We start from the raw sequence: 26,513 nt of genomic DNA, 5'->3' as shown, positions 1-26,513 counted from the left end.
GGGAGCGCGGATGCACGAGAACTGGCTACAGCTTCTCCTGGCCGAGGCATCCACCGAGGAACTGATCGAACACCGCGATCAGTTGGCCGCTGGGTCAGGCCCCGAGGCCGCCGCCGAAATCGAGCGAGAAGCCCGATCGGCACTTCAACTACGAAGTCTCCTGGCTCAGCGCCGACAGCGCGCCACCGAACTCGGGGCACTCAACGACATCGCGTCACTGCTGACCACGATGCACGATCACCACGCCCTCCTGCAGGAGATCGTGGATCAGGCCAAACGACTACTCGGCGTTGACCTTTCGTACCTTGCTCTCATTCATGACGACATCTTGATCATCGAAGTCACGAGCGGGGCGTACACGTCGCAACTGCTCGGCCTCACAGTTCCGTTCCGTGAAGGCCTCATCGGTCGCGTGGTCGAGAACTCCTCTCCTGCTTGGTCTCCCGACTACCGAAACGATCCCTCGTTTGCACACATCGGACCGGCCGACGACGCAGCGCGAGCCGAGAACATGCGCGGCCTGCTGGCTGTGCCGCTGACTTTGAACGGCAAGATCCTGGGTGCCCTGTGCGCGTGCAAACGTCAAGAGCGCCGATTCGGCAACGAGGAAGTTGCGTTGCTGTCCGCACTCGCAGCCCATGCCTCGGTGGCGATCGAGAATGCCCGCTCTCTCGAACGCTATCGCGCGACGGTTGCGGAAGTGAACGCAGCGAACACCGAACTTGCCGAGCGCACAGCACTTCTCGAACAGACACTGACTTGGGATCGTTCGCTCACTCAGGTTGTCCTGCGCGGCGGCGGTGTTCGCGAACTCGTGGAGGAAACCTCGGCGTCGACGGGTTCGCCGGTGTTCTTCGTGACCGGAACATCCGAGATTCCACCGGGACTGCAACGGGTGAGCGAGAGCGTGCATCGGGTCTTCGACATCTTTGCCGCTGACCGACGCGAGCAGGAGGTGACGCTCACCGTCGGTGAGCAGTTCCTGTTCGCCACCGAAGTACGCAGTGCCGGTGACCAACTCGGAGTTCTGTTCCTACTCTCGCGCCAGGAACCCACCGCCGCCATGAGATTGGCACTCGAAAGGTCAGCCCCGGCCATTGCGCTTGCGCTGGTAGGCGAACGGGCGGCCAGGGAAGCTACCCGTCGAGCACGCGACGCATTTCTGGTCGATCTGATCACCAGGCCAGCGCCGACGCCGGCCGAAGTCACCGGTCAGTTCCGCCTGGCTGGACTCAACCCCGACCGCTCATACACCGTCGTGGTGGCCCGCCCGGCTGACGCCGTCGACCGTGCGCGTCGCAGTATCGAGGAAATTGCATTCCCGTCAGGAACCGTTGTTGCCGAACATGGTTCACGAGTCATCGCACTGATTCCCGGAATGTCACCGGCAGCAGTTGCGGCGGCGTGGGTGCAGCCGGCGGAGAACCCGACCGTCGGAATCGCCGATCCCGCGGTGGGAGCGGAAGGTCTGGCGCGGGCGTATGTCGAGGCACAGCACACCGTCGACGTCCTCGAGACTCTCGGGCGGGCCTCCCACGTGGAACCGGCAAGTTCACTCGGCATTTACCGAATTCTCCTCAGCCGCACCGGCCGCGAAGAACTGGAAGCCCTGACAGATCGTTCCCTCGGTCCTCTCCTCGAGGAGGAGCAACGACGCGGCGTTCCGCTATTGGACACCCTCGCGTCGTACCTGTCGCACAACTGCAAGCACTCCGCGACCGCCGCCGCGCTCGCGATTCACGCCAACACCCTGTACCAACGGCTCGAGTCGATCGACAGGTTGATCGGTACACAGTGGCGTCAGCCGGACCAGGCGCTCGATCTTGCGCTCCTGATCCGGCTGCGTGCCAGTGCGGGGAAACTCGGTCAGATCTGAGCGGGCTTGCTCGATCGCTTTGCCAGCGCCACCACAAGGATTGCGGCACAGAGCATCACGGCGCCCACCACCCACAGTCCTGCCTTGGCATTTCCGGTCACATCGGTGAGCCAGCCGGTGATGTACGGAGCACCGAAGCCCGACGCGTTGCCGATCGAGTTGATCATGGCGATGCCCGCGGCCGCGCTGGCACCCGTCAGGAACGTGGTGGGAAGGTACCAGAAGACGGGGAGTGCACACAGCACGCCGACGGCGGTGAGCGAGACCGCGATCATGACGGTGAACGGTGAATCCAGGTACAGCGCAATCGGAATGGATACCGCGCCCAGGAGCGTCGGGGCTGCAACGTGCCACATTCGTTCACCGGTCTTGTCGGAATGGCGGCTCCACAGCACCATCGCGACAGCGCCGATCGCGTAGGGGACGGCCACGATCAGGCCGGTCTCGACGAGCGAGAAATCGGTGTCGAACGTCTGCTTGAATCCCGCGACGATGCTGGGCAGGAAGAAGCTCAAAGCGTAAAGGCCGTACGTGATTCCGAAGTAGACCAGACCGAAACCGATGACGCGGGGATCACGCAGGGTTTTGCCGGCCGACTGGTGACCGGCGTCGCCGAGTTCTTTCTCCTCGTCGGCCATCGACTTCATCAGCCAGGTGCGCTCCTCGAGGGTCAACCACTTCGCGTCGGCGGGACGGTCGGTGAGGTAGAACCAGACGACAAACGCCAAGATCACGGCGGGCAGACCCTCGATCAGGTACATCACGCGCCATCCGGCCAACCCGAACAGGCCGTCGCCGTACTGGATGATGGCCGCCGAGAGCGGGGCACCGAGCGCCGACGAGAGCGGAAGTGTCAGCAGGAACAAGCCCATCAGGCGTACGCGGTACTTCTTCGGGAACCAGAAGGTCAGGTAGAGAAGAACTCCGGGGAAGAAGCCGGCCTCGGCGATTCCCAGCAGAATGCGGAGGAAATAGAGGCTGCCCACGTTGGGCACGAATGCCAGCGCAGCGGCGAGGATGCCCCAGGTGAGCATGATCCGCGCGATCCACAGCCGGGCGCCGAAGCGGTGCAGGGCCAGGTTGCTCGGCACCTCGAACAACAGATAGCCGACGAAGAAGAGTCCGGATGCGAGCCCGAACATCGTCTCGGTCATACCGAGGTCGGCGCTCATGGTGAGCTTGGCGAAAGCGATGTTCGTACGATCCAGATAGTTCACGAAATAGAGCAGGATCAGGAAGGGAATCAGCCGGCGCGCTACCTTCTTCACCACGCGAGTTTCGATCTCGCTCGGCGCAACCCCACCGTCAGTGGTGGTGCTATCGGTGGAGGTCATTGCAGGGGTACTCCTCGGAAAAGGTCAGCGTTGCTATCTACGAAGTGACTCAAGCCACAGTAGAAGCACGACCGAGCCCAACCTATGTGGACAATCTCTACAGAAGCCGTCTCTGCATGTGCGATTGCTCCCAAAGATCCGACAGATGATCCCGGGCAGCCCGACGAACGTCCCTGAACAGTCGAAGGCGACAAACCCGTCTGAGCTGGGGGTTTAGAGCTACGAGCACCAAGTCACTGGCTAGTGTTGTCGGCGAAACAGCCAGAGCAAGTGCGGACGCACCGCGTGACTTGAAGGACAGAACATGACGAAGTTGGTTCGGACCACGATGACCCGCCGGTCCTCCACCGCAGTCGCTGCCACCATCGCGGCGGTCGCTCTATTCGCCTCCGCCTGCGGCAGCGACTCCGACAAGACCAACTCCGACAAGAGCGCTGCCGGCGCCTCGTCCGCTACATCCTCGGCCACCGTCGGCGGGAAGACACTCGACGCCAAATTCGAGACGAAGTGCGCAAAGGACGGCGGCAGGACAGTTATGACACTGCTCGACGCGGAAAATGCCACCTACGGCATGTTGACCGTCTCGGCCTTCGTCGATGAATCCGGCACGGTTCAGACTGCTGGAATCGCCGGAAGCGAGGGTGGATCGAACGGTCTGCCGTACACCGCCGGATACGCACCAGGCCTGCCCGGCGGATCTGCCAGTGCCAAGCAGGACGGCAGTACCTTCGTGGTGACGGGCGAGGGAATCGGCGCCCGGGACAAGGGCAACCCGACGGCGACGTCGAGCTTCGAGATCACATTCGCCTGCGAGTCCATCATCGGCGGCTGATCCATAGAACGGCTGGGCCCTAGGATTCTTGCTAGCTGATTCCCAGCTGTTCGCGCAGTTGGACGACGCGGAGCACGATGACTCCCAACGTCACCACTGTGACGGCACCAAAAGCGATCCAGCCGATCCGCACCGCCTTCACGCGGTTCTCACCGGCGCCCAACCACTGTGGGGCGTACAGGAAGGCAGCGGCCGTTGCAGCACCTGCCACCAGACCTCCCGCGTGACCCCAGAACGAGATCCCGGGCAGCGAAATGCTGATGATCACATTGATCGCGATCACCGAGATGATCGGGACCGGGCTTCGACGCAAACGCAGTAGAAGGACGGCCTGTGCGCCCATGATGCCGAAGATTGCACCCGACGCTCCAGCGGTCCAGGACAGGGCCGTGAGCGAGGAGAACACCGGCTGGAACGCCATCACCGAGGCGGAACCGCCGAGGAGCGAAACCAGGTAGATGCCGACGTACCGGGAGCGGCCCATCACGATTTCGGTGTCGCGCCCCAGGATGTAGAGGGCGTACATGTTGACCGCGAGGTGCAAGATGCCGAAGTGCAAGAACCCGGAGCCGATGAGCCGGAACCAGTCACCGCTGGCGACCAGACCCGGATTGAGTGCCCAGTTCGCGAAGATCGACGAGCCGACCTGATTGTTCATGATGCTTCGCGACTGCGCGAAGGTGGCGAGGAACGCCAGGACGTTGAGCCCCATCAAGGTGTACGTCACGATCGGGATCGCACGGGCGGGGCTCACGGTGTTTCCGGCGACGCCCCGAACGGGGCGGACATCGCGTTGGCCGGCAGCTACACAGTCAACACATTGGTATCCCACCGCCGCCTCGCGGAGGCAGTCCGGGCACGCCGGACGTCCACAACGATTGCAGGAAAGTGCGGTGGGTCGATCTGGATGGCGGACGCACCGCGGTTGGGGCGGGATGCCCTCACTCGCACCGCCGCCCCAACCGGGGTTCGTCATCTGCTTGTTTTACCTGTTCAGGAGATGGTGATGCTGTTGATCACGACGGGCTCGACCGGACGATCGCCACGATCGACGGCGGTGGAGGAGATAGCGTCGACAACCTTCTTGGAATCGTCGTCGAGAACCTCACCGAAGATGGTGTGGCGACGGTTCAGGTGCGGCGTCGGGCCGGTGGTGATGAAGAACTGCGAGCCGTTGGTTCCCGGGCCTGCGTTGGCCATGGCCAGCAGGTAGGAGCGGTCGAACTGCAGTTCCGGGTGGAACTCGTCACCGAACTTGTAGCCCGGGCCGCCGGTGCCGGTTCCGGTGGGGTCGCCACCCTGGATCATGAAGCCGTCGATGACGCGGTGGAAGATGGCACCGTCGTAGAACGGGCCGGTCTTGGTGCCGGCGGCGTTTGCGGTGGTGTACTCCTTCGAGCCGTCGGCGAGGCCGACGAAGTTCTCGACGGTCTTCGGCGCATGGTTGCCGAACAGAGCGATCTTGATGTCGCCGCGGTTCGTGTGCAGCGTTGCGGTTGCGGTCTGATGAGTTGAAGTCACACCACCATCGTGCCATTGCCGGCGTTCTCGCGGATGTCGCCCCGCAAAAGTCTCCCTGTCCTCGCCCCACTGTTATGGCACAGTGAAGTCATGACACGAGTGACCGAGTCCCTCAGCACGCAGTTGCCCGACACCTTCGATCACGCGCGCGCCCGCGTCGAGGACACCTTCGACGAGACTGCCGCCTACCTCGAAGAGACAGCGGCTCGCATCAAAGAGTCCGAGGCAGCCGACAACGCTCGCCGCATCGCTGCGGTGGTCGCCACGTCGGTCGCTCGCGGCGCTGGGCAGGTCGGGTTGTTCCTGGGCCGTCAGGGCAAAGTCCTCACCAAGAAGGGCGTCGAGCGCGCAAAGGCTATCCCCACGAAGTCCGCGGAACGCACCGAGAAGCCTCGCGGCCGCAAGCGCGTCACGGTGTTCGTCATCGCCGGTGTTGCGGTGATCGGTGGCGCGGTGTTCTTCAAGAGCCGCCGACGCGAGCATCCGCCGGTCGCTTCCGCACCCCCGCGCCTCGAGGAGAACTCGGCCGAGAAGACCGCGTAGTCGACATACAAGAGCCCCGGAACACACTGTGTTCCGGGGCTTTTCGATGCCTGGCCGTCAGCAGTTGGACGGCGCCGGGACATTGTTGAAGCGATCGATCATGTATCCGATGGATTCGGGGGTACCCACCAGGTACGGCGTCGCGTGATTGATTGCCAGTCCCGGAATGATCGGGGGCAGTTCGTTGACGGAGAACTGCACCGTCGCGCCCTTGCCGCACCAGTCTCGCGCCAGTTGCTGTCCCTGGCCGAACGGAACGATGTCGTCGGAGCGGCCATGCTGAATGAGCACGGGCGACTCCGGCGTCAGCTTGCCGATCTTCTGCTCGTCGAGGATTGCCTGCGCCATGGGTAGACGCGCCAGAACTGCGGAGAGTGATTCACCGGAATTGGTGAAGCTCGACGACTGCTGGAAGCCGAACTGCAATCCACTTTCGGCGACACACTGGTTCTTGGTGGCGGCCAACATCTGTTGGCCGCGATCGTTGATCTCGGCGTCGAGCAGCGACTGAACCTCGGGGTACTGGGCAAGGATCCCGTTGAGCGCGTATCCGATCACTCCGGTGAGGAACGTGCCGTCGACCTGCTGCAGCGTCGCCGCCAGATCGGCGGGCGGAGCGCCTGCATACGTGCCCTTGAGATCAAGCTCGGGAGCATATGACGGCTTCAATTCCGTTGCGGCAGCGGCAGCTCCACCACCTTGCGAGTAACCCCACAGTCCGATGGGGCCGTCGGCGGGAATGCTCGTGTTCGGGAGTTGCTGAGCGGCTCGCACTGAGTCCAGAACCGCGTGTGCTTCGGCTTCACGGTTGACGTAGGTGTGATCGCCCGGAGTTCCGAGGCCCTCGTAATCGGTGACGACGACGGCAATGCCGTTGAGCAGCAACGTGTTCACCCAGATGGACTCGTAGCCGACCATGACGTCCGTCGGGAACTGGTACTCGATACCGGTGTTGAACAGCTTGGATGGTGCGCATTGATCGCCCTGCCCATGCGTTCCTACCGCTGCGGCAACCAGTGGACGCGCCCCCTGCCCGGTCCACGGGTTCGACGGTTCGAGATAGGTGCCCGTCACGGCAACGGGGGCGCCCTTGGCGTCCTCGCTTCGGTACATGATCTTGGTGGCGGTTGCCGGCCACGCACCGTTCGATCCGGGCACGCTCAGCAGCAGTGGTGACGGCTCACTCTTGATGAGATCTCCGTTGGCACCTGCCGGAAGCTCCGACGGCGGCGTGTAGAAATCCGCCGGCTCCGCCGTTGCGGCAGGGGCCGTCACAGCACCCATGACCAGTGCCGCGACGGAGACCCCGGCCGCCCACCATGCTCTGCTCTTCACGTTTCGATCTCCCCACGTTCGCTTGCGCTGTGGCTTGGCACACAGCGAACGCAGAGTAACACATACCTCACGTAACACTTTTTCGTGAGGTTTTCGCCTTAACAGGCTGAATTACAACCGTTTACGACTACTTCGTGGGCTCCAGATTGGTGGTCAGCAGCGAACGAAGCTTGTCGGTATCAGCCGAGGTCCAGGCCTCGGGGTGCAGGATCTTGGCCCACATGTCCGCTGCATCCTCGCCGTAATTGTGACCGTGCCCGGACGGGACGTCAGCCGAGAAGACCATGTCGAGGGTGACCTGCCAGAAGGTCACGAGAGGAACCCATGTCATTCCCGGATCCACGTCGCGACCCAGCGGTTCCTTGAGCCAGTCCGGCTTGTTGAGCAGCAGGTCGAAGGACCACCACGTGATCGGGTCGCTGGCGTGCTGCCAGTACACGATGCGATCGTCGTCCCAGTCCGACTTCAGCTCCAGATCTTCCGGATCACCGGCAAACCGAATTGCCTGGCCACCGTCGATCACCGGCAGAATCTCCGGTGAGCCCGAGTCACGACTGTCCGTGATTTCCTGCCACTGAGCAGTGAAGTTGGGGGTTCCGACCCACAGTGCGCCGTCGACGCGCGTCATCATGTCCTGAGCGCCGGCGAATGCGGCCTGGCCACCGTAGGAGCCGAGGCTCTCACCGAAGACAACCAGTTCGGGTCGCGTCTCAACGGGCAAGTCGATCCACTTGGCGTAGACCGCGTTGAACAGCGCGCGGCCGGCGATCATCGGCGTCTCACGGTCGGCGATGAAGGCCAACGGACTCGGAAGGAACGAGTACTGCATCGACGCGATCGCCGTGTCCCCGCCCTCGACGTACTCGAACGCCGACGCGACGTCCTCGTTCACCCAACCGCGACCGGTGGTCGTGACAACTGCGAGAGTTCCGCGGTCGAATCCGCCGGTGCGCTCCAACTCGTCGACGACCCGCTGTGCGACACCGTTGATCGAGTCCGAGGATTCACGTCCGGCATACACCCGGATCGGTTGCTTCGCTTCACGTCCGGTCAATGCAGAGATCTCGGCTGCGGTGGGACCGCTACCCATGAAGGTGCGCCCCTCCTGGCCGAGAGAATCCCAAGCCTCGGCGGACATCGGCGAACCGCTGCGCTCTGCAATCATGGGCTGTTCGATGCCGTCCGGTGTTTCGTGATCCGCACCGGAGAAACTCCAGTTCGCGAAGGCGATCAGCCCGTTGTACAGCGCACCGTTCACGATGAAGATGCCGAGGGCGAAGATGACGATCAAGCTGCCGACCTTCGCCGCCTCGAGGGGAACGAACCGTAGTGCGACGGCGGTGAGCTTGTTGGTGGTGAACCGAAGACCACGGCCTGCCTCGAGCAGGATGAACCAGATTCCGAGCGAAATCATCAGCACCAGAAGATAATTCGCTTGATTGGTGCGTGGAGCTTCCACGAGATCGCGAACGATCTGCTGCCACCACGAACCGAGGACCAAGAACGTCGGCACCAGAATGACGGCCGCGACCAACAGGATTCGCCAGCCGATCTTCTTGGTGCGATCCGACCACTGCGGTTCGACGCCGCACTTGCGGATCATCCAGGCGACCGTCACGCCGACGCCGTATCCCATCGCGAGCGAGATGCCCGTCGCAACGCCCTGCAGGTACCACGCGCGCGGCAACAGGGACGGACTCATCGACCAGGTGAAGAAGACCAGAGCAAAGGCAAGCCCGACCGGGTGCAGCGTCTTGCAGTAGAGGCGCAGCCGTTCCCACACACGTTTCATGCCGGAATCGTATGCGCCCCGTGCCCGAATCAGGTCACGAAGCGCACACGCGTCCAGTCTGTTTACGGGGCGAAGCGCAAAATCGCGGCAACTGCGCCGCCGCCCGGAATGTCCTCCGCGCGAACAGCGAGCACCCGTGCACCCGTCAGGAGCGCACGACGAGCGATCTCGTCGACGACCCCGTAGGTGCTTCCGTTAGTCGACTCACCGGTCGTGAGAGCGCCCGTCTGGGGATCGAGACTTCCGGGTACGACGGAATCGATGTCGATGAAAACGGTGTCGACCTGTCCGTACGTCGCGGCTGTTGCCACGTCGGCGACGTCGGTTTGAGTGCGACCTTGTTCCGTGCGCACATTGAAGGTGTCCCGCACCGCCGCCAGCTGCTCGGCATGGAAGTCGTCGAGCGCCGGACGCGAACCGTCCGCCACTTCCTGCGTCGACAAGGCTTCCGGGTTTCCCTCGACGGTTTTGTCGACCAGGTGGCGGTACGAATTCACGGAGCGATACACCGACGCGAGGGGTTCCGCAGCGGCCAGAATCAAGGGGACGTCACGGCCGGCGAGCACACCGCGGACCTCGTGATCGACTGCGCGGGCGTACTGATTGACGCGCAACTTTCGGCTGTCCGACCCCGACAACCGACCCGCTTCGGTACGGCTGTTGATTGACGACTTGCCCGCGTGATCCGCAGCGTTCTTCGGCATTCCCTGAACACGGACCTCGTCGGCCGGCTGATCGGCAGCGATCTCGATCAGTCGCACCGAACCCTCTGCCAGAGCGAGAACAAACGCCGTCTGGGGGAACGTCACCGAACGGAGCAGTGGCTTGAGATGAAACCGATCGCTGACCGTTTCGAGCGCCTGCAGACGGTTGGGGAGGCGGAAGGTCACCAGACGGTCCGGCGTCGCGTACGTGACCAATGAGCGCGACTGGAAGCGCCAGAAATCGTCGTCGTCGTCGAGCTCTGCGTATTCGGCCTCGAACAGCTTGCGCTCGGCCGGATCCTCCACCGATGCGAGTGCCGAGCGGACCTGGTCTTTGAAGGCGATGCGCGCTTTGTCATGATCCTGCGGCGCATCTTCAGTCGGAGTCACGATGGTGATGCAGGTGGGCCCCTCCACCTCCGCGAGTGCGGCAATTTCACCGTGGCTGGGAATGTCGTTGTGAAGCACTACGAACCTCCTGAAATTGGGTTCTCCTCACGCTACGCCCGGCTGGTTATGACCACTAGACTTTCCGGAGAATTCGGGACGAACGGTCCATAGTGGGCGCGGTTCTGGCCACCCCACTCCGAGCGAACGGCATGTTCATCGCCTCCAGTGCGCCGAAAGTGCCGTTCGCTCAAAAACAGGGGGCACACAAGTCGGGCAAGTCGGGCACCGGCTGGTCGGACATCGGCATACAAAAACACCCTCCCGGATCCCGGGAGGGTGTTTTCTTACTGTGGAGCCTAGGAGATTCGAACTCCTGACATCTGCCTTGCAAAGGCAGCGCTCTACCAACTGAGCTAAGGCCCCGTTCGGTTTTCTGACCGGAGTCAGAGTACCTAGGTTCTATCCTGTTTCCAAATCGTGCCAAACCTTGTCTCCGCGCTGACTTTTGATCAGCTTGGTGACCCCGAGAGCTACCAGAATTCCGGCCCCGACAAGCAGGAAAACCTTCATTCCAGCAACCCTTCTTCGGCACATGGGAGTGGGCCTAGGAGGACTTGAACCTCCGACCTCTTCATTATCAGTAAAGCGCTCTAACCACCTGAGCTATAGGCCCCTGAACCGATTCCAAAGATTACCCCACCGGGCCGCTGACACCAAAACGGGCCCGGCGGAGCAATGTTTTCGCAGGTCAGTCGCGGTCGGCGAGAGTTACCTCTACGCCGCCAACCAGGTCGCTGCAGAGGTTGTAGATGAACGATCCGATCGTGACGAGTGCCGTGAAAAGCACCATGTTCGCGATGCCGATCAGCGCGGCGTAGCCGAACACCTGGCCGGCCGTCACCAGACCGTCGGAGCCGCCGTCGGCAACGATGTCGGTGAACGCGTTGTTCAGGCGATCCCAGACGCCCATGCCGTCGAGAACCACGTAGAGCAGTCCGACGGCCACCATCCACACGAAGAACAGCGACACCGAGATCACGGATGTGATCTTGAGCGTGGACCACGGGTCGATACGACGGATCTGGACCGTTGCGCGCAGCGGCGCACCGTCCACGACCGAGGCCGATACGGCGTGAGTTTTCTCACCCTTCACCGCAGCAGGCAACGGATGCTTGGCCTCGGAGAGGTCAGGCATGTCCTTCGGTAGATCCTTGCGATCGATGTGCCGAGTCGGCCCGTCGATCGCGGCGGCTTTTGCTTTCGGATTAGCGACCGTGGGATTGGCGACCGTGGCGTTTGCAGCCTTGGGATTTGTGCCCGAGGGTGTAACAGCCTTGGCTGCTGCCGCGCCGGCGACGCCACCGGTAGCTGCGGCAGCCGCCGTTCCCGTCACGACGGGACGTGCCGACGGGTTGCCGGCAGGACGACCCGTCTGTGCACCGGCAGCGGGGCGACCCGATTGCGGCTGTCCCTTCGGCGCACCACCCTGCGCGGGGTTTTTGGCCGGACCACCCTGCACCGGACCACCCTGCGCCGGGCCGGCCGCTGCAGGACGCTGCGGACCCGCAGGCGGCTTACCCCCGGCAGGAGCTGCCGGACGACCCGCAGGAGCACCAGCGCCGGCTGGGCGCGTGATGTTGGTCTGCGGCTGACTTTGCGGCGCCTGACTTTGCGGTGGCTGAGTCTTCGACGCCGGGGCTTTGGACGCCGGGTTCTGAGCAGCCGGGTTCTGAGCTGGCTGCCCCTGCGGCTGGGGTCCGCGTTGCCACGGCGGCGCCAGGCTGCCACGAGCCTGATTGGCAACCGGTTGCGGCGGAGCCTGACCGTCACCCTTTGCCGGAGTTACCGGCGCAGCCGGAGCCACTGAAGGAGCGGAAGGAGCTTGACCCTTGGCCGCACCCGCGGCGTCGGAAGCCCCACCCGCCGGCTTCTGAGCCGACGGGCCGCGAGGCGGCTCCGGCGCCTTGGGCGCCGGAGCTGCCTCGGAAGCTTTGGGTCCGCCGTCCGCTGGAGCTGCAGGTTTCGAGGTCTGCGGCCCCGCCGGAGCAGTTGCCTGCTCCGGCTTCGGTGGCGTCGAACCTGAAGTGCTTTCGCTCTTCTGGTCACTGCCCGGCTGGTTGGGAGTGCTCACTAGGACTCCTTAGCTCCATCGGCATTGTCTGCGTTGTCGGTGGTCTCTGCAGCGAGCTCTTCGGGCTCGTCGGCGTTGCGCGCAATCGCGAGCAGTGTGTCGCCTTCGCCGAGGTTCATCAGACGCACGCCCTTGGTCTGGCGTCCCGCCTTACGAACCTGCTTGGCAGCCGTCCTGATGACGCCGCCGCCCGAGGTGATCGCGTACAGCTCGTCGTCGTCGTCGACGATGAGCGCACCGACCAGAGTGCCACGTTTCTTGTCGTACTGAATCGTGAGCACGCCCTTGCCGCCGCGACCCTGCACCGGGTAGTCCTCCATGCCGGTTCGCTTGGAGTAACCGCCCGAGGTGGCGACCAGGAGGAACGTTCCTTCACGAACGACGTTGAGCGAGAGCAGCTCGTCGTCACCGTTGAAACGCATGCCCTGGACACCGGAAGTGGCGCGGCCCATCGGACGCAGTGCCTCGTCGGTGGCCGAGAAGCGGATCGACTGGCCCTGTGCCGAGACGAGAAGGAGGTCGTCTTCGGCGGAGCAGAGGACAGCGCCGACCAGTTCGTCTTCACCGCGCAGGTTGATGGCGACGATGCCACCGCTGCGGTTGGAGTCGAAGTCGGTGAGCTTGGACTTCTTGACCAGACCGTTGCGAGTGGCGAGCACCAGGTAGGGCGCGTCTTCGTACGTCTTGATCTGGATGACGGACTGAATGCGCTCGTCCGGCTGGAAGGCCAGCAGGTTGGCAACGTGCTGACCGCGAGCGGTACGGCTCGCCTCGGGCAGTTCGTAAGCCTTGGCGCGGTAGACGCGGCCCTTCGTGGTGAAGAACAGCAGCCAGTCGTGCGTCGACGTGACGAAGAAGTGCGAGACGATGTCGTCCTGCTTGAGGCCGGCACCCTGAACACCCTTGCCGCCGCGCTTCTGCGAGCGGTACAGGTCGGTCTTGGTGCGCTTGGCGTAACCGGTCTCGGTGATCGTGACGACGACGTCTTCGCGGGCGATCAGATCCTCGTCGTTGACGTCTCCGTCGGCGGCGATGATGCGGGTACGACGGTCGTCGCCGTACTTGTCGACGATTTCCTTGAGCTCGTCACGAACGATCGCGCGCTGACGCTCCGGGCGAGCCAGAATGTCTTCGAGGTCCGCGATTTCGAGTTCGATCTCGGCCAACTCGTCGACGATCTTCTGACGCTCGAGGGCGGCCAGACGACGCAGCTGCATGCCGAGGATGGCGTCGGCCTGGATCTCGTCGACGTCGAGGAGTTCCATCAATCCGGCGCGAGCGATGTCGACGGTCTGCGACGCACGGATCAAGGCGATGACCTCGTCCAGAGCGTCGAGGGCCTTGACCAGACCGCGCAGGATGTGGGCGCGCTCCTGTGCCTTGCGAAGCAGGTACCTGGTACGACGAACGATGACCTCGAGCTGATGCGCCGTGTACAGACGGATCATCTGGTCGAGGCGCAGCGTGCGCGGCACTCCGTCGACGATGGAGAGCATGTTGCAGCCGAAGCTGGTCTGCAGCTGGGTGTGCTTGTAAAGGTTGTTCAGCACGACCTTGGCAACGGCGTCACGCTTGACGGTGACGACGATGCGCATGCCGACGCGGTCCGAGGACTCGTCGTGGATGTCGGAGATGCCACCGATCTTGGCGTCACGAACCTGCTCCGCGATGGAGGTGATCAGGTTGTCCGGGTTGACCTGGTAGGGCAGCTCGGTGATGACGATTGTGGTGCGGCCCTTGGCATCTTCTTCGATCTCGACGACGCCGCGCATACGAACGGAGCCACGGCCGGTGGTGTAGGCGTCCTGGATGCCCTGTCCACCGACGATGAGCCCGTGCGTGGGGAAGTCGGGTCCCTTGATGCGCTCCATGACGGCCGCGAGGGTGGCTTCCTCGTCCGCTTCGAAGTTGTCGAGCGCCCAGTAGATGGCCTCGGCAACTTCACGCAGGTTGTGCGGCGGAATGTTGGTGGCCATACCGACGGCGATGCCGTTGGAACCGTTGATCAGCAGGTTCGGGATACGGCTGGGCAGAACCGTCGGTTCCTGCGTCTTGCCGTCGTAGTTCGGGGTGAAATCGACTGTCTCGTGGTCGATTTCGCGCAGCATTTCCATCGCGAGCGGCGTGAGCCTGCACTCGGTGTAACGCATGGCGGCTGCGCCGTCGTTGCCGCGGGAGCCGAAGTTTCCCTGACCGTCGACGAGCGGGTAACGCAGCGACCACGGCTGGGCCATACGGACCAACGTGTCGTAGATCGAGGAGTCGCCGTGGGGGTGGTAGTTACCCATGGTCTCGGCGACCGGTCGGGCAGACTTCACGTATCCGCGGTCTGGGCGATATCCGTTGTCGTACATCGCGTAGAGCACGCGGCGGTGCACCGGCTTGAGTCCGTCGCGGACATCCGGCAGAGCGCGACCGACGATGACGCTCATGGCGTAGTCGATGTAGCTGTTCTGCATTTCCTGCTGGATGTCGACCGGTTCGATCCGGTCGTGTTGCGGACCGTCCGGTGGCAACGTGGTGTCGGTCATGAGCTCACTTTCTTAAAAGAGGGGGCAAGCCCCTGTGCGCGGAAAAGGAGTCCGGGGACTCCGCAACCGCTCACAGGGCCGCAGGCCTACACGTCGAGGAAACGAACGTCCCGGGCATTGCGGGTGATGAAGCTGCGTCGTGCTTCGACGTCTTCGCCCATCAGCACGCTGAACAGCTCGTCGGCAGCAGCCGCGTCGTCGAGCGTGACGAGACGCAGAACGCGCACCGTCGGGTCCATCGTGGTTTCCCACAGCTCCTTGGCGTTCATCTCGCCGAGGCCTTTGTAGCGCTGGATGCCGTCGTCCTTGTTGATCTTCTTGCCGGACTCGAGGCCGGCCTTGACCATCGCGTCGCGCTCGCGGTCGGAGTACGCGAATTCCGGCTGCGCACCCTTCTGCCACTTGAGCTTGTACAGCGGCGGCTGCGCGAGGTAGACCTTGCCGTGCTCGACGAGCGGCCGCATGAAGCGGAACAGCAGCGTGAGCAGCAGCGTTGCGATGTGCTGACCGTCGACGTCGGCGTCGGCCATGAGCACGATCTTGTGATAGCGCAGCTTGGCGATGTCGAACTCGTCGTGGATGCCCGTGCCGAACGCGGTGATGATCGACTGGACTTCGGTGTTCTTGAGGACGCGATCGATACGCGCCTTCTCGACGTTGATGATCTTTCCGCGGAGCGGGAGGATCGCCTGGTACATCGAGTCTCGGCCGGACTTGGCCGAGCCGCCTGCGGAGTCGCCCTCCACGATGTAGATCTCGGACTTCTCCGGATCGTTGGAGCGGCAATCGGCGAGCTTGCCTGGCAGGCCACCGAGGTCGGTCGCGCTCTTACGACGGACCAGCTCACGCGCCTTACGTGCGGCGACGCGGGCCTGCGCCGACGAAACAGCCTTGTTCACAATGGTTTTCGCGTCGGCGGGGTTCGCCTCGAACCAGTGCGCGAGGTGCTCGTTGCACGCCTTCTGCACGAAGGACTTGACCTCGGTATTGCCGAGCTTGGTCTTGGTCTGACCCTCGAACTGGGGTTCACCGACCTTCACCGAGATGATGGCCGCGAGTCCTTCACGGATGTCGTCACCGGTGAGCTTGGGATCTTTGTCCTTGAGCAGCTTCTTTTCGAGCGCGTACTTGTTGACCGTTGCGGTCAGTGCGGCGCGGAAGCCCTCTTCGTGGGTACCACCCTCGTGGGTGTTGATCGTGTTGGCGAAGGTGTGCACGGACTCCGAGTAGCCGGAGTTCCACTGCATTGCGACCTCGAGCTCGTGGCCGGTGCCCTTGGCGGTGAATCCGACGACCGAGTTGTGGATCGGGGTCTTGCTCTTGTTGATGTGCCGGACGTAGTCCTCGAGTCCACCGGGGTAGTGGTAGATACGGGTCTTGGACTTACGCGGCGCTGCCTGAGCAGCTTCTTCGGCTTCTTCGGCAGCAGACTTGGGAGCCTCGGCCACCTCGGCAGCTTCGTCGTCGATGACCTCGGCGCGCTCGTCGGTCAGCGTGATGGTCAGGCCCTTGTTGAGGAAGGCCATTTCCTGCAGACGACGCGCAACGGTCTCGAAGTTGTAGCGGGTGGTCTCGAAGATCTCGGGATCGGCCCAGAAACTGACGGTGGTGCCGGTCTCCTTCGTCGGGTCGCCCTGCACGAGTTCTCCCGGCTTGGAATCGGTGTACGTCTGCTGCCACCGGTAGCCGTCGACCTTGATGTCGACGTCGAGCCGGGTGGAGAGCGCGTTGACCACCGAGATGCCGACGCCGTGCAGACCACCGGAGACGGCATAGGAGTCGGAGTCGAACTTGCCGCCGGCGTGCAGCTGGGTCAGCACGACCTCGACGGTGGGAACTCCGGAGGCGTGCATGCCGACCGGGATGCCACGGCCGTCGTCGATGACGCGGATTCCGCCGTCTTCGAGGAGGGTGACCTCGACCTTGGTGGCGTGTCCGGCCATCGCCTCGTCGACCGAGTTGTCGACGACCTCCCAAATGAGGTGGTGCAGGCCGCGTTCACCGGTGGAACCGATGTACATGCCTGGACGCTTACGTACCGCCTCGAGTCCTTCGAGGACGGTGATGGACGACGCGTTGTAGTCCTTGCTGGAAGTGCTTGTATCTGACTTCTGGGCAGCCACGGGTGGGTAGCTCTCCTTCTCCGTCAATACTCGAGCGCAGCCGTCAGCAAGCCCTTGCGGGTGTCGTCGGAGCGGGTTCGAGAATGTTGCCGCTAGTTACCGTTGACCATCTTACTGGTAAGCACCGACTAGAAGCGGCCAATGACACCCCTGGCTGCGCCGCAGACGAATTTTTACGATCCCCGGAAGGTGAAACGCTAGGAACTTTGCTTCTCCGAGCGACGCTCTCTCAGGCTCGCGATAAATGCCCGCGCATGTTCGGCAACCTCACCCGGATGTGAAAACGGCGACCAGTGTCCCGCGGCAATTTCACGTCGCTGCAGGTCGGAGACCCATTTTTCGGTGTCTTCGTATCCCACCGGACGAACGGCTTTGTCGTACTTGTTCAGAATGAGCTGAACAGGCACGTCCGTGTACCGATCCCGTGGCTTGCCGAGAGACGGCCGGATGTTCGCGCGATAAAGCTTGAGTCCGTTCACCATGTCGTCGGCGATGGTGGGCGCGGTGTTGACCACACGGGGGTCCAGACCGTCGAAGAAGCCCAGAAACGCCGGCCAGTGCTTGGAGAACCACAGACGCAACGGAAGGGTGCACAGGCCGGGAATCTGGAACAGAACGGTGTAGGCCGACGCAATTCCCTGCGCCGCCGGGCCGAGGAAACGACGCTTGGACGCGCTCGCCCGGATCCACTTGCCGAGATGATCGAGATTGGGGCCCGAGATGGACGAGAACGACGCGATCTTCTCTTCGGCACCCGGCTCGCAGACCGCTTCCCACGTTTCGACGGATCCCCAGTCGTGCGCGAGGACGTGCACCGGCTTGCCCGGGCTGACCGCGTCGATGACGGCAAAAAGATCGCCGGCCAGTGCGCTCAGTTGGTAGTCCTGCACCCTCGAGGGGATTGTGCTCTCACCGGCCCCGCGGCTGTCGTAGCTGACGACGCGGAAGTCGTCTGCTAGCAAAGGCACGATGCGGTTCCACAATTCATGGGTGTCGGGCCAACCATGCACCAGGACGATGGTCTCGCCGTCTGCCTTGCCCTGCTCGAACACGGCCAGGCTGACGGAACCGTTGGTCACGCGACGCGCGGTCACGGCATGGACAGGAGAGTGCTTCGACATTGTCGAACCCTTCGGAGTCGGGAAATATCTAGAGATCGAGAACGAGACGTCCACCGTCGGAACGGGATACGCAGATGAGCATCTCCGTTTCCTGTTCGGTGTCGGTCAGACGCCTTTCGCGGTGATCGGGTTTACCCGCGAGTACCTTCACACGACAGGTTCCGCAGAAACCCTGCTGACACGAGTACCCGACACCGGGCAATGTCTTCTTGATGACGTCGAGCGCGGACTCGTCGGCGGGCACGGTGAGTACCTGACCCGAATTGACAAGCTGCACTTCGAATTCCTTGCCGTCGATCACCGGCGGAGCCCCGAACCGCTCGAAATGCAAAGCGGTGGAGGGTGTATCGCGGAAACCGCGGCGGACGGCATCGAGCATCGGCGTCGGGCCACAGCAGTACACGGCGCCGCCGACCGGCGCTCGTCCGAGAAGGTCTGTGGTGGTGGGCAATCCGAACTCGTCGTCCGGGCGCACGAAGACACGCTCGGGATCCCAGGTTGCGATCTCGTCGAGGAACGGCATGGATTCACGGGAGCGGCCCGAGTACACGAAGTACCAGTCCATCCCCAATTCTCTTGCCGCACGGACCATTGCGATGATCGGCGTGATACCGATGCCGCCGGCGACGAACAACGCGCTGCCTTCTCCGACAAACGGGAAGCCGTTGCGTGGTCCGCGTACCGTGACGTGCTCACCGGGCTGGAGAGCGTGCATCTCGATGGAACCGCCACCGCCGTCGGGGATCCGGCGCACCGCGACGCTGTATCCCGTGCGATCGGCCGGGTCGCCGCACAGCGAATACTGACGCCGCAGACCCGAAGGTAGATGGAAGTCCAGGTGCGAACCCGGATGCCACGGCGGAATCGGTGAGCCGTCGGCGGATTCGAAGCGCAGGCGAACGACGTTCTCGTCGGTTGCCACCACCTCACGTGTGCTGACCACCATGTTCATGGCCGTGTCGGGGTTGTGGCCCGCGATCTCGGGGTTGTAGTCGTAGGCCGTCAACACCCGAAGGTACTTGTCCGCCAACAACTCCGTGATGCGCATGGCGCGGTCGGGACGGTTCTTGCCGGACAGATCGGGTGGCGCCGGAAACCGCGGCAACCCGTCGTGCCCGGAGATGACGTCCTTGACCCTCGAGAGTGAAATCACCGTGCGGCCGCCTGGGCTGCGGGTGACGACGCGAGGTATTGCACCGCCTGGGCGGTCGAGCCCTCGTTACTGGGGTGATAGGACTTGCTGAAGTAGGTCGACATCCGCTTGACCAGCTCGAACGACGTGGGAACTGTGCCGCGCTTACCGGCCGCGATGAAATCGGACAGGTGGGGGCGTCGACGGCTGGGAGCCTGAGCGGCAAGCTCGGGATCGTTGCGCATCAAGAACCGGGTACCGCGAATCCACAGCCACACGATTGCGGGCGTGACGAGGATCTGGGTACGGATCCGGCGGGTCTCACGCTTGTCGAAGTAGCGCATAACGTCGTACGCGACGGCTCGGTGTTCGACTTCTTCGGCGCCGTGCCAGCGAAGGAGATCAAGCATGGTCGGGTGCATGCCGGCTTTGTCCAGTCCCTTGGCGTTGAGCACCCAGTCGCCGAGGAAAGCAGTGATGTGTTCGATGGCCGCGATGATCGCCAAGCGCTCCACCAGGTGATTCTCGGCACGCAGACCCGTCATCGGACGCGGTCCGAGCAGCTTCGAGAATGCCCACTCCATCTGCTGGGTGTACGGCGTCGGATCGAGGCCGTTTTCCTTGAGATGGACGAGGACACCCGAGTGCGCGTTGGAGTGCATCGCCTCTTGGCCGATGAATCCGACGACGTCCTCACGGAGTTTCTCGTCCTCGATCAGAGGAAGAGCTTCCTTGAAGGTCTCGACAAACCATTCCTCACCGGCGGGGAGGAGAAGGTGAAGCACGTTGAGAACGTGTGTGCTGAACGGATCGCCCGGAATCCAGTGCATGGGCAGATCGGACCAGTCGAACTCGACATTGCGAGCCTGCAACAGGATGTGATCCGGCTCGGCGAACGACGAAGCGGGTGTCGATATCTTCTGCGACATCTAGCTACTCCTTCATGCCTGCCGATCGGTGGGGAACGACAGCCTTGTGACACAGTTCACTCACTAGCGAGTTTTAACTGTAACACGAAGTAATAGGTAGAACCAGGGCCTGGTTGAGTTTTCCTCAGCCGTACGTATCGCGAGGTCCGCGGCCTTTCACATGCCTTTCTCCCTTGCGCCAGCTAGGCGCACTCGGACCGGTGATCCGCAGTGTCTTCACGACGCCGTCACCGACGGCGGCAGCGATCTTGGCCAGAATCTGGGACTGCATCATGCGCAACTGGGTAGCCCACGCCGTCGACTCGGCGGAGATGCTGAGAACACCTTCTTTCAGAGAGATCGGCTCGGCGTGCGCGGAGATGTCTTCTCCGACGACCTGCGGCCACCGACCGAGGACCGTGCCCTCGGACACCTTGGGGGACCACCCACGCGATTTGGAGATAGCGCTGGTGAGAGCACCGAACGGCTGAGGGTCCCGCGCATCCGGGCCGGGGCCGGACCAACCGCTGCGTCGACGCGGGCGGCCGCTTCCGTATTTGGGCGACGAGCGCCCCTGCCCGACGGCCTTACCGTTGGCTTTGGCTGTCGCGCGTGCCTCCTCGAGGGCACGGCGCGCCAGATCGATCCCCTTGAGCTCGGGCTCCGGGGCGGCGCTGCTGTCTTCAGTCATCGAACTCGACCTCCTGATCTGCCGAGCCTACGGGCACTATCCGAGATATCCGACCGTCTCCGGTATTGGAGGCTTCGACGCCGAACTTGGCCGCCTCGAGTTCGTCCGGTACATCCTCGGGAACGGCGGCCGTGATCAGCACCTGTTCGGCGGTGGCTGCAACGGTGGCGAGCGCACGACGCCGACGACGGTCCAATTCCGCGAAGACATCGTCGAGCATCAGGACCGGGTCGCTGCCGTCCGCGCGCAACAGGGCAAAACCTGCCAGCCGCAGCGAAAGCGCAAAAGACCACGATTCACCATGGCTTGCAAAGCCTTTCGCCGGGCTGTCACCGAGAATCAGCTCCAGATCGTCCCGATGCGGACCGACCAGACACACTCCGCGATCGATTTCCTTCGACCTCATCTGTGCCAACTCGAGATGGAATCTCTCCTCGAGGTACGCAACGTCGTCGATACCGGAAATCCTTGCAGGGTCGGTGAATTCGGGATCCAACGAGGACCCCAGACTGCTCTTGTATCGAATCGACGCCGGCCGGGATTCGGGTGCGATGGAACGATACGACTCCGCCAGATGCGGCGCCAGATCATGGACCAACTCGAGGCGCCCGGCCAACAATTGTGCGCCGTGAGCGGCCAGATGCCCGTCCCACACCTCGAGGGTGGAGAGGACGTTGTCGGACTCGCCACCACGAGAACCGCGACGCAAAGCCGCACCGGCAGTTTTGAGTAGGGCTGAGCGCTGACGCAGAACTTTGTCGTAATCCGCACGGACAGCAGCCATTCGGGGTATCCGGGACGTCAACAACTCGTCGAGATAGCGTCGACGATCGCCAGGATCTCCGCGAACCAACGACAGATCTTCCGGCGCGAACATCACCGACTGCAAAATCCCCAACACTTCGCGTGGGCGACGCGTCGGAGACTGATTTATCCTGGCGCGGTTGGACTTTCCCTCGATCAGTTCGACGTCGATGGTCAGTTCGCGTCCGTTGTTGACCACCGTTGCACCGGCAAAAGCACTGGCGGAACCGCTGCGGATCATCGGTGCGTCCGTGGACACTCGATGAGACGACAGCGTCGACAGATACCCGAGTGACTCGAGGACATTGGTTTTACCGTGCCCGTTCGAACCGAGGAAAACGGTTGTTCCCGGTGTGAGGTCAAGCGTCAGCGAATCCCAGGATCGGAAGTCCCGCAGCGAAAATCTACGAACGAACACTTAGCTTCCAGAAGCCGAATTCTTGGGCGAAGCGCTCTTGACCGCGTGACCGCCGAACTGATTGCGCAAGGCGGACACAGCCTTCATGGCCGGTGAATCATCCTGTCGTGAAGCAAATCTCGCGAACAGAGCAGCGGAGATGACGGGAGCGGGCACAGCGTGCTTGATAGCTTCCTCGACCGTCCAGCGGCCCTCGCCGGAATCCTCGGTATAGCCCGTGATCTGCGCAAGCTCCGGATCTTCCTCGAGGGCGTCGACAAGCAGATCGAGCAACCACGAACGTACGACGGTCCCCTTCGACCAAGCTCGGAGCACGCCGGGAACGTCCGCGATCAGGCTTTCCGCCTCGAGGAGCTCGTACCCCTCGGCATACGCCTGCATCAGGCCGTATTCGATGCCGTTGTGCACCATCTTCGCGTAATGACCAGCACCGACGGGACCGGCGTGGACAAAGCCGTCTGCAGCCTCACCGTCGGGGCGAAGGGCGTCGAAGATCGGCATTGCCTTCTCGACGTCGGGCTCGGATCCGCCCACCATCAGGCCGTAGCCGTTCTCACGGCCCCAGATGCCACCGGAGACACCGCAGTCGAGGAAACCGATCCCACGGGCGCCCAGAAGCTCGGCATGGACAGCGTCGTCGGTGTAACGCGAGTTCCCACCGTCGATGACCAGATCACCGCCCTCGAGGGCATCCGCCAGTTCGGCAATGGTGCTCTGGGTGATTTCACCGGCCGGAACCATCACCCAGACGACTCGAGGTCCCTCGAGGGAAGCAGCGAGTTCGGCAAGTGACCCGACATCGGTGACTTCCGGTCGAGGGTCGTATCCGATCACCTCGAGGCCATGCGCGCGCAAGCGCTCACGCATGTTGAAGCCCATCTTGCCGAGACCTACGAGTCCGATCTTCATACTGTTCTCCCTGGTCAGGCGCGAACTGAAGTGCGGGGTTCCACTCAGCCCGGAAGGCGAACCGGCATCAGCAGGTACGTGTACTCGCTCGAGGGCGCAGCGAAGTTACCGGACTCGTCTGCCGTGGGCTCTTCCTCGGCCGCGGGGCGAAGAACAGCCGGACGGCTGGGAGTGGTGAAGCCGAACAGAACGTTTTCGCTGTGAAGCGAGTTCAACCCGTCGATCAGGTAACCGGGGTTGAACGCAATGGTGAGTGCTTCGCCCTGGAACGACGCGTTGAGCGTCTCTTCCGCGCGGCCGGCGTCGTCGCCACCCGCAGAGAGGAGCAGGCCGTCAGCGGAGAACTGCATGCGAACCTGTGCGCCACGCTCGGCGACGAGTGCTACACGCTTGATGGCTTCGATGAGAGGCGTGACCTCGACCGTTGCCATCGCGGTGTGCTGAGCAGGCAGCAACTGACGGAACTTCGGGAACTCGGCGTCGAGGAGGCGCGTCGTGGTGCGGCGTCCGTCGTTGACGATGCCGAGGAGTCCGTCGTTTCCGATGGTCGTACCGGAGCCGAGAGCCAACTCGACCGGCGAATTTGCATTGCCGGCAAGCGTTTTCGCGGACTCGGACAAAGTCTTGGCCGGGATGAGAACAGCAGCCTGGACGTCGGGATTGGCCGGAGTCCACTCGAGTTCACGTACGGCGAGACGGAAGCGGTCGGTAGCGGCGAGGACGATCGAATTCTGTTCGATCTCGACACGGATACCCGTGAGCATCGGAAGGGTGTCGTCCTTGCCGGCTGCAACAGCTACCTGGCTGATGGCTTCGGAGAACAGGTCGACGGGAATGGACCCGGACTGCTGCGGAAGCGTCGGAAGCTGGGGGTAGTCCTCGACCGGCATCGTGGGCAGGGAGAACTTGGCGCTTCCGCACGAGATGAGCACGCGAGTGCCCTCGAGGGTCACATCGACCGGCTTGTTGGGAAGCGACTTGGTGATATCTGCGAGGAGGCGACCGGAGACGAGTGCCTGACCTGCAGTTGTGACATCTGCCGAGACGCGGACCTGCGCGGATACCTCGTAGTCGAACCCGGAAACGGTGAGGCCGGCTTCGGTTGCGTCGAGAAGAACTCCGCCGAGAACCGGCACGGGCGGCCTCGAGGGCAGGCTACGAGCAACCCACGCTACTGAATCAGCGAACTCTTCCCGGGAAACGCGAAACTTCAGGCTTCCAAGCTCCATCGCCGGGTTATTCCTCTCGGTAGGCATGTTCGTCTGCTGCGGATCTGCATCAGCTCACTTGAAGTCTGACACAGACCAAGCGATGCCCACCGTATGCCCTCGAGGGCGCAAGTGGAAAGCCGAAGCCGCGGCGAGCGCAGCCTGAGGCGAGGTTCTCAACAGGAGTTGTCCCCAGAACTATTTTCAAAGAGCTTTTCCTAGGAAATTCTCAGTAGTAGTAATAAGTCCTGTGCAATCTGTGGAGCAACGGTTGTCGACGCTGGTAGGTCCCCTCGAGGGCCTGTGCACTTCTCGAGGACAGACTCGAGGACCAATCGACCCCCTCTGTGCACTCTCTGAAAGTTTTCGGATTCCTCCTCGAGAACTCCACAGACTTTCGGAGTTATCAACACACTTATCCACAGATGTGAATACTTTTCACAAGAAACGAAGAGTTTGTTCTCATCGGCGTGTCTGACTCCGGCGTGTCGTCCCTCGAGGTGGACAACCGCCCTCGAGGGGACCGCACGTGGAACCCTTCGAATACACCGATGCCGCTCGAGGGAACCTCTGCCTCGAGCGGCATCGATCGAAATAAGTGCAGGTCAACGCTTGGAGCGCTGCTTGATCCTTGCGGTCAACTCCTGAACCTGGTCGTACACCTTGCGGCGTTCCGTCATTTCCTTACGGATCTTCTTGTCGGCGTACATGACCGTCGTGTGGTCACGGCCGAACGTCTGACCGATCTTCGGCAAGGACAAATCAGTGAGCTCACGGCACAAATACATCGAGATCTGGCGGGCCTGAGCGAGTGGCCGGGCCTTACCCGGCCCACACAGGTCGTCGATCGACATGTTGAAGTATTCGGCCGTCACCGCCATGATCGTCGCCGCGTTGATCTCGAGGCTCGACGAATCGGGCATCAGATCGCGCAGGACCACCTCGGCCAACGTCAGATCCAACGGCTGGCGGTTGAGCGAGGCAAAAGCGGTGACGCGGATCAACGCGCCCTCGAGTTCACGAATGTTGCGCTCGATACGGCTGGCGATCAACTCGAGGACGTCGTGCGGGACCTCGAGGCGATCCATCCTCGCCTTCTTGCTCAGAATCGCGATACGCGTCTCGAGCTCAGGCGGCTGAACGTCGGTGATCAGGCCCCATTCGAAGCGCGTCCGCAGACGCTCCTCGAGGGTTGCCAACTGTTTGGGCGGACGGTCCGAGGAAACGACGATCTGCTTGTTCGCGTTGTGCAAGGTGTTGAAGGTATGGAAGAACTCCTCCTGAATACCTTCCTTGCCTTCGATGAACTGGATGTCGTCGACCAGCAGGACATCCGTTTCCCGGTAGCGACGCTTGAACGCGACCTTGCGGTCGTCACGAAGACTGTTGATGAAGTCGTTGGTGAATTCTTCGGTCGAGACGTACTTGACCCGCATGCCGGGGAACAGTCGCTGTGCGTAGTGGCCGGCGGCGTGAAGAAGGTGCGTCTTGCCCAGGCCCGAAGCTCCCCAGATGAACAAGGGGTTGTAGGCACGCGCCGGCGCCTCCGCGATCGCGACGGCAGCGGCATGAGCGAATCGGTTGGACGATCCGATCACAAAAGTGTCGAAGGTGTACTTCGCATTGAGGCTGTTGGCGCCGGACCCCGAAGCAGAAGGAGTAGCGGGCGGCTTCGTGAAGTACGACGGCCACGATTCGTGAACGCTCGCGAGTGCTTCGCGGTCGTCGTCGACTTCTTCGGTCTCGGCAGTCTCGGAGTCCGAAGGTTCGCCGTCGCCTTCGGTGAATCTGCGCCGACGGTATGCGCCCGATGAGTTGACCGACTCGAACTGACGGCTGCCCGTGCGCTCCTCGACCGGTTCGGCGGGTGCGTCGGCATCGTCTTCGAGTGCGATGCGGACACCGAGTCCCTCGACCTGGCCGCCGAGGTGGCGTCCGAGTGCCTGCAGGATCGGCTCGCGTAGATCGCGCTCGATCGTCTCTTGAGCAAATGGCGATGGAACCGAGAGAAGTGCAAAACCCTGAGCAAGTGTAAGAGGCCTCACCAGACGGACAAATGCCTTCTGCTTGCTGCTCAAAGCCGGAAGATTACTTCCGGGGTCATCACTCGTGAGTTCTGCAACCACGTCGACCCAGACCCGTGCGAGCGCGTTGGGATCGTCGTTCACGTGGTTCCTTCCCGTGTTTCGCCGACAGTGGGTGTGCTGCAG

20 protein-coding genes and 2 tRNA genes are annotated in these 26,513 nt (G+C 62.7%); 3 read left to right on the top strand and 19 right to left on the bottom strand.

Annotated features, from left to right (window positions below; translation table 11 throughout):
• Positions 1-10 precede the first annotated feature (10 nt).
• Positions 11-1,876 carry a helix-turn-helix domain-containing protein gene (locus ACVZUB_RS00110; protein ID WP_482628055.1) on the top strand — a complete coding sequence of 622 codons (1,866 nt, stop codon included), beginning with the start codon at positions 11-13 and terminating at the stop codon, positions 1,874-1,876.
• On the opposite strand, the gene ACVZUB_RS00105 is transcribed toward ACVZUB_RS00110, so the two are convergent.
• Positions 1,867-3,210, bottom strand: coding sequence for an MFS transporter (locus ACVZUB_RS00105; RefSeq protein ID WP_064075278.1), 1,344 nt, complete (start codon positions 3,208-3,210; stop codon positions 1,867-1,869). The two genes, ACVZUB_RS00110 and ACVZUB_RS00105, sit on opposite strands and share 10 nt — an antisense overlap.
• Positions 3,211-3,514: 304 nt before the next feature.
• On the opposite strand from ACVZUB_RS00105, the gene ACVZUB_RS00100 reads away from it, so the two are divergent.
• Complete coding sequence (locus ACVZUB_RS00100) at positions 3,515-4,042, top strand: lipoprotein LpqH (RefSeq protein ID WP_482628054.1); 528 nt, start codon at positions 3,515-3,517, stop codon at positions 4,040-4,042.
• A 31-nt stretch (positions 4,043-4,073) separates the two neighbouring features.
• On the opposite strand, the gene ACVZUB_RS00095 is transcribed toward ACVZUB_RS00100, so the two are convergent.
• Together ACVZUB_RS00095 and ACVZUB_RS00090 are read right to left on the bottom strand one after the other, a co-directional pair.
• Entirely contained in the window at positions 4,074-5,018 is a 945-nt protein-coding gene (locus tag ACVZUB_RS00095; protein ID WP_064075687.1) for a rhomboid family intramembrane serine protease, read from the bottom strand.
• A 17-nt stretch (positions 5,019-5,035) separates the two neighbouring features.
• The gene (locus tag ACVZUB_RS00090) at positions 5,036-5,563 is read right to left on the bottom strand and encodes a peptidylprolyl isomerase (protein ID WP_007729190.1); all 528 of its coding nucleotides are present in this window, start codon (positions 5,561-5,563) and stop codon (positions 5,036-5,038) included.
• A 90-nt stretch (positions 5,564-5,653) separates the two neighbouring features.
• On the opposite strand from ACVZUB_RS00090, the gene ACVZUB_RS00085 reads away from it, so the two are divergent.
• On the top strand, positions 5,654-6,106 hold the full coding sequence (locus tag ACVZUB_RS00085) for a hypothetical protein (RefSeq protein ID WP_482628053.1): 453 nt from the start codon (positions 5,654-5,656) through the stop codon (positions 6,104-6,106).
• Between the two features lie 57 nt (positions 6,107-6,163).
• Here ACVZUB_RS00085 and ACVZUB_RS00080 read toward each other — a convergent pair whose 3' ends face one another.
• From ACVZUB_RS00080 to dnaA, 16 genes are all read right to left on the bottom strand, one after another.
• The gene (locus ACVZUB_RS00080; protein WP_482628052.1) at positions 6,164-7,441 is read right to left on the bottom strand and encodes a lipase family protein; all 1,278 of its coding nucleotides are present in this window, start codon (positions 7,439-7,441) and stop codon (positions 6,164-6,166) included.
• 127 nt (positions 7,442-7,568) lie between these two features.
• Positions 7,569-9,233, bottom strand: a complete 1,665-nt coding sequence (locus ACVZUB_RS00075; RefSeq protein ID WP_003942500.1) for an alpha/beta hydrolase — start codon at positions 9,231-9,233, stop codon at positions 7,569-7,571.
• Between the two features lie 62 nt (positions 9,234-9,295).
• On the bottom strand, positions 9,296-10,405 hold the full coding sequence (locus ACVZUB_RS00070; protein WP_312638979.1) for a baeRF11 domain-containing protein: 1,110 nt from the start codon (positions 10,403-10,405) through the stop codon (positions 9,296-9,298).
• Positions 10,406-10,677: 272 nt separating this feature from the next.
• Positions 10,678-10,750 (bottom strand) — tRNA-Ala (locus ACVZUB_RS00065).
• A 176-nt stretch (positions 10,751-10,926) separates the two neighbouring features.
• Positions 10,927-11,000 (bottom strand) — tRNA-Ile (locus ACVZUB_RS00060).
• A 75-nt stretch (positions 11,001-11,075) separates the two neighbouring features.
• The gene (locus ACVZUB_RS00055; RefSeq protein WP_482628051.1) at positions 11,076-12,458 is read right to left on the bottom strand and encodes a DUF3566 domain-containing protein; all 1,383 of its coding nucleotides are present in this window, start codon (positions 12,456-12,458) and stop codon (positions 11,076-11,078) included.
• Positions 12,458-14,989, bottom strand: coding sequence for a DNA gyrase subunit A (gyrA, locus tag ACVZUB_RS00050; RefSeq protein ID WP_047272672.1), 2,532 nt, complete (start codon positions 14,987-14,989; stop codon positions 12,458-12,460). Before gyrA ends, ACVZUB_RS00055 begins: the two co-directional genes overlap by 1 nt.
• A gap of 86 nt (positions 14,990-15,075) precedes the next feature.
• Positions 15,076-17,112, bottom strand: coding sequence for a DNA topoisomerase (ATP-hydrolyzing) subunit B (gyrB, locus tag ACVZUB_RS00045; RefSeq protein WP_003942515.1), 2,037 nt, complete (start codon positions 17,110-17,112; stop codon positions 15,076-15,078).
• Between the two features lie 197 nt (positions 17,113-17,309).
• A complete protein-coding gene (locus ACVZUB_RS00040) occupies positions 17,310-18,233 on the bottom strand; it encodes an alpha/beta fold hydrolase (RefSeq protein ID WP_007729179.1) in 924 nt (307 codons plus the stop codon).
• A 28-nt stretch (positions 18,234-18,261) separates the two neighbouring features.
• A complete protein-coding gene (locus tag ACVZUB_RS00035; RefSeq protein WP_039973074.1) occupies positions 18,262-19,383 on the bottom strand; it encodes a PDR/VanB family oxidoreductase in 1,122 nt (373 codons plus the stop codon).
• Positions 19,383-20,294, bottom strand: a complete 912-nt coding sequence (locus ACVZUB_RS00030) for a metal-dependent hydrolase (protein WP_007729174.1) — start codon at positions 20,292-20,294, stop codon at positions 19,383-19,385. Before ACVZUB_RS00030 ends, ACVZUB_RS00035 begins: the two co-directional genes overlap by 1 nt.
• 124 nt (positions 20,295-20,418) lie before the next feature.
• The gene (locus ACVZUB_RS00025; RefSeq protein ID WP_003942471.1) at positions 20,419-20,964 is read right to left on the bottom strand and encodes a DUF721 family protein; all 546 of its coding nucleotides are present in this window, start codon (positions 20,962-20,964) and stop codon (positions 20,419-20,421) included.
• Positions 20,957-22,186 carry a DNA replication/repair protein RecF gene (recF, locus tag ACVZUB_RS00020; RefSeq protein ID WP_217018170.1) on the bottom strand — a complete coding sequence of 410 codons (1,230 nt, stop codon included), beginning with the start codon at positions 22,184-22,186 and terminating at the stop codon, positions 20,957-20,959. The genes ACVZUB_RS00025 and recF overlap by 8 nt, the downstream gene beginning before the upstream one ends.
• Positions 22,187-23,095, bottom strand: coding sequence for a phosphogluconate dehydrogenase (NAD(+)-dependent, decarboxylating) (gene gnd, locus ACVZUB_RS00015; protein ID WP_047272670.1), 909 nt, complete (start codon positions 23,093-23,095; stop codon positions 22,187-22,189). It abuts the gene before it with no gap.
• A gap of 44 nt (positions 23,096-23,139) precedes the next feature.
• Positions 23,140-24,324, bottom strand: a complete 1,185-nt coding sequence (gene dnaN, locus ACVZUB_RS00010) for a DNA polymerase III subunit beta (RefSeq protein ID WP_007729165.1) — start codon at positions 24,322-24,324, stop codon at positions 23,140-23,142.
• A 584-nt stretch (positions 24,325-24,908) separates the two neighbouring features.
• Positions 24,909-26,471: a chromosomal replication initiator protein DnaA gene (gene dnaA, locus ACVZUB_RS00005; RefSeq protein ID WP_003942491.1), complete on the bottom strand. Its 1,563-nt coding sequence runs from the start codon at positions 26,469-26,471 to the stop codon at positions 24,909-24,911.
• Positions 26,472-26,513 lie beyond the last annotated feature (42 nt).

The organism is Rhodococcus sp. OS5, from assembly GCF_056837585.1.
The sequence above is the reverse complement of the archived record's forward strand: the minus strand, read 5'-3'. Positions and strand labels throughout refer to the sequence as shown.

Bases quoted from the DNA above. Each gene is read 5' to 3' on its own strand.
- ACVZUB_RS00110 (WP_482628055.1), top strand. From the start codon at position 11: ATGCACGAGAACTGGCTACAGCTTCTCCTGGCCGAGGCATCCACCGAG.
- ACVZUB_RS00105 (WP_064075278.1), bottom strand. From the start codon at position 3,210: ATGACCTCCACCGATAGCACCACCACTGACGGTGGGGTTGCGCCGAGC.
- ACVZUB_RS00100 (WP_482628054.1), top strand. From the start codon at position 3,515: ATGACGAAGTTGGTTCGGACCACGATGACCCGCCGGTCCTCCACCGCA.
- ACVZUB_RS00095 (WP_064075687.1), bottom strand. From the start codon at position 5,018: ATGACGAACCCCGGTTGGGGCGGCGGTGCGAGTGAGGGCATCCCGCCC.
- ACVZUB_RS00085 (WP_482628053.1), top strand. From the start codon at position 5,654: ATGACACGAGTGACCGAGTCCCTCAGCACGCAGTTGCCCGACACCTTC.
- ACVZUB_RS00075 (WP_003942500.1), bottom strand. From the start codon at position 9,233: ATGAAACGTGTGTGGGAACGGCTGCGCCTCTACTGCAAGACGCTGCAC.
- gyrA (WP_047272672.1), bottom strand. From the start codon at position 14,989: ATGACCGACACCACGTTGCCACCGGACGGTCCGCAACACGACCGGATC.
- ACVZUB_RS00040 (WP_007729179.1), bottom strand. From the start codon at position 18,233: ATGTCGAAGCACTCTCCTGTCCATGCCGTGACCGCGCGTCGCGTGACC.
- ACVZUB_RS00030 (WP_007729174.1), bottom strand. From the start codon at position 20,294: ATGTCGCAGAAGATATCGACACCCGCTTCGTCGTTCGCCGAGCCGGAT.
- ACVZUB_RS00025 (WP_003942471.1), bottom strand. From the start codon at position 20,964: ATGACTGAAGACAGCAGCGCCGCCCCGGAGCCCGAGCTCAAGGGGATC.
- gnd (WP_047272670.1), bottom strand. From the start codon at position 23,095: ATGAAGATCGGACTCGTAGGTCTCGGCAAGATGGGCTTCAACATGCGT.
- dnaN (WP_007729165.1), bottom strand. From the start codon at position 24,324: ATGGAGCTTGGAAGCCTGAAGTTTCGCGTTTCCCGGGAAGAGTTCGCT.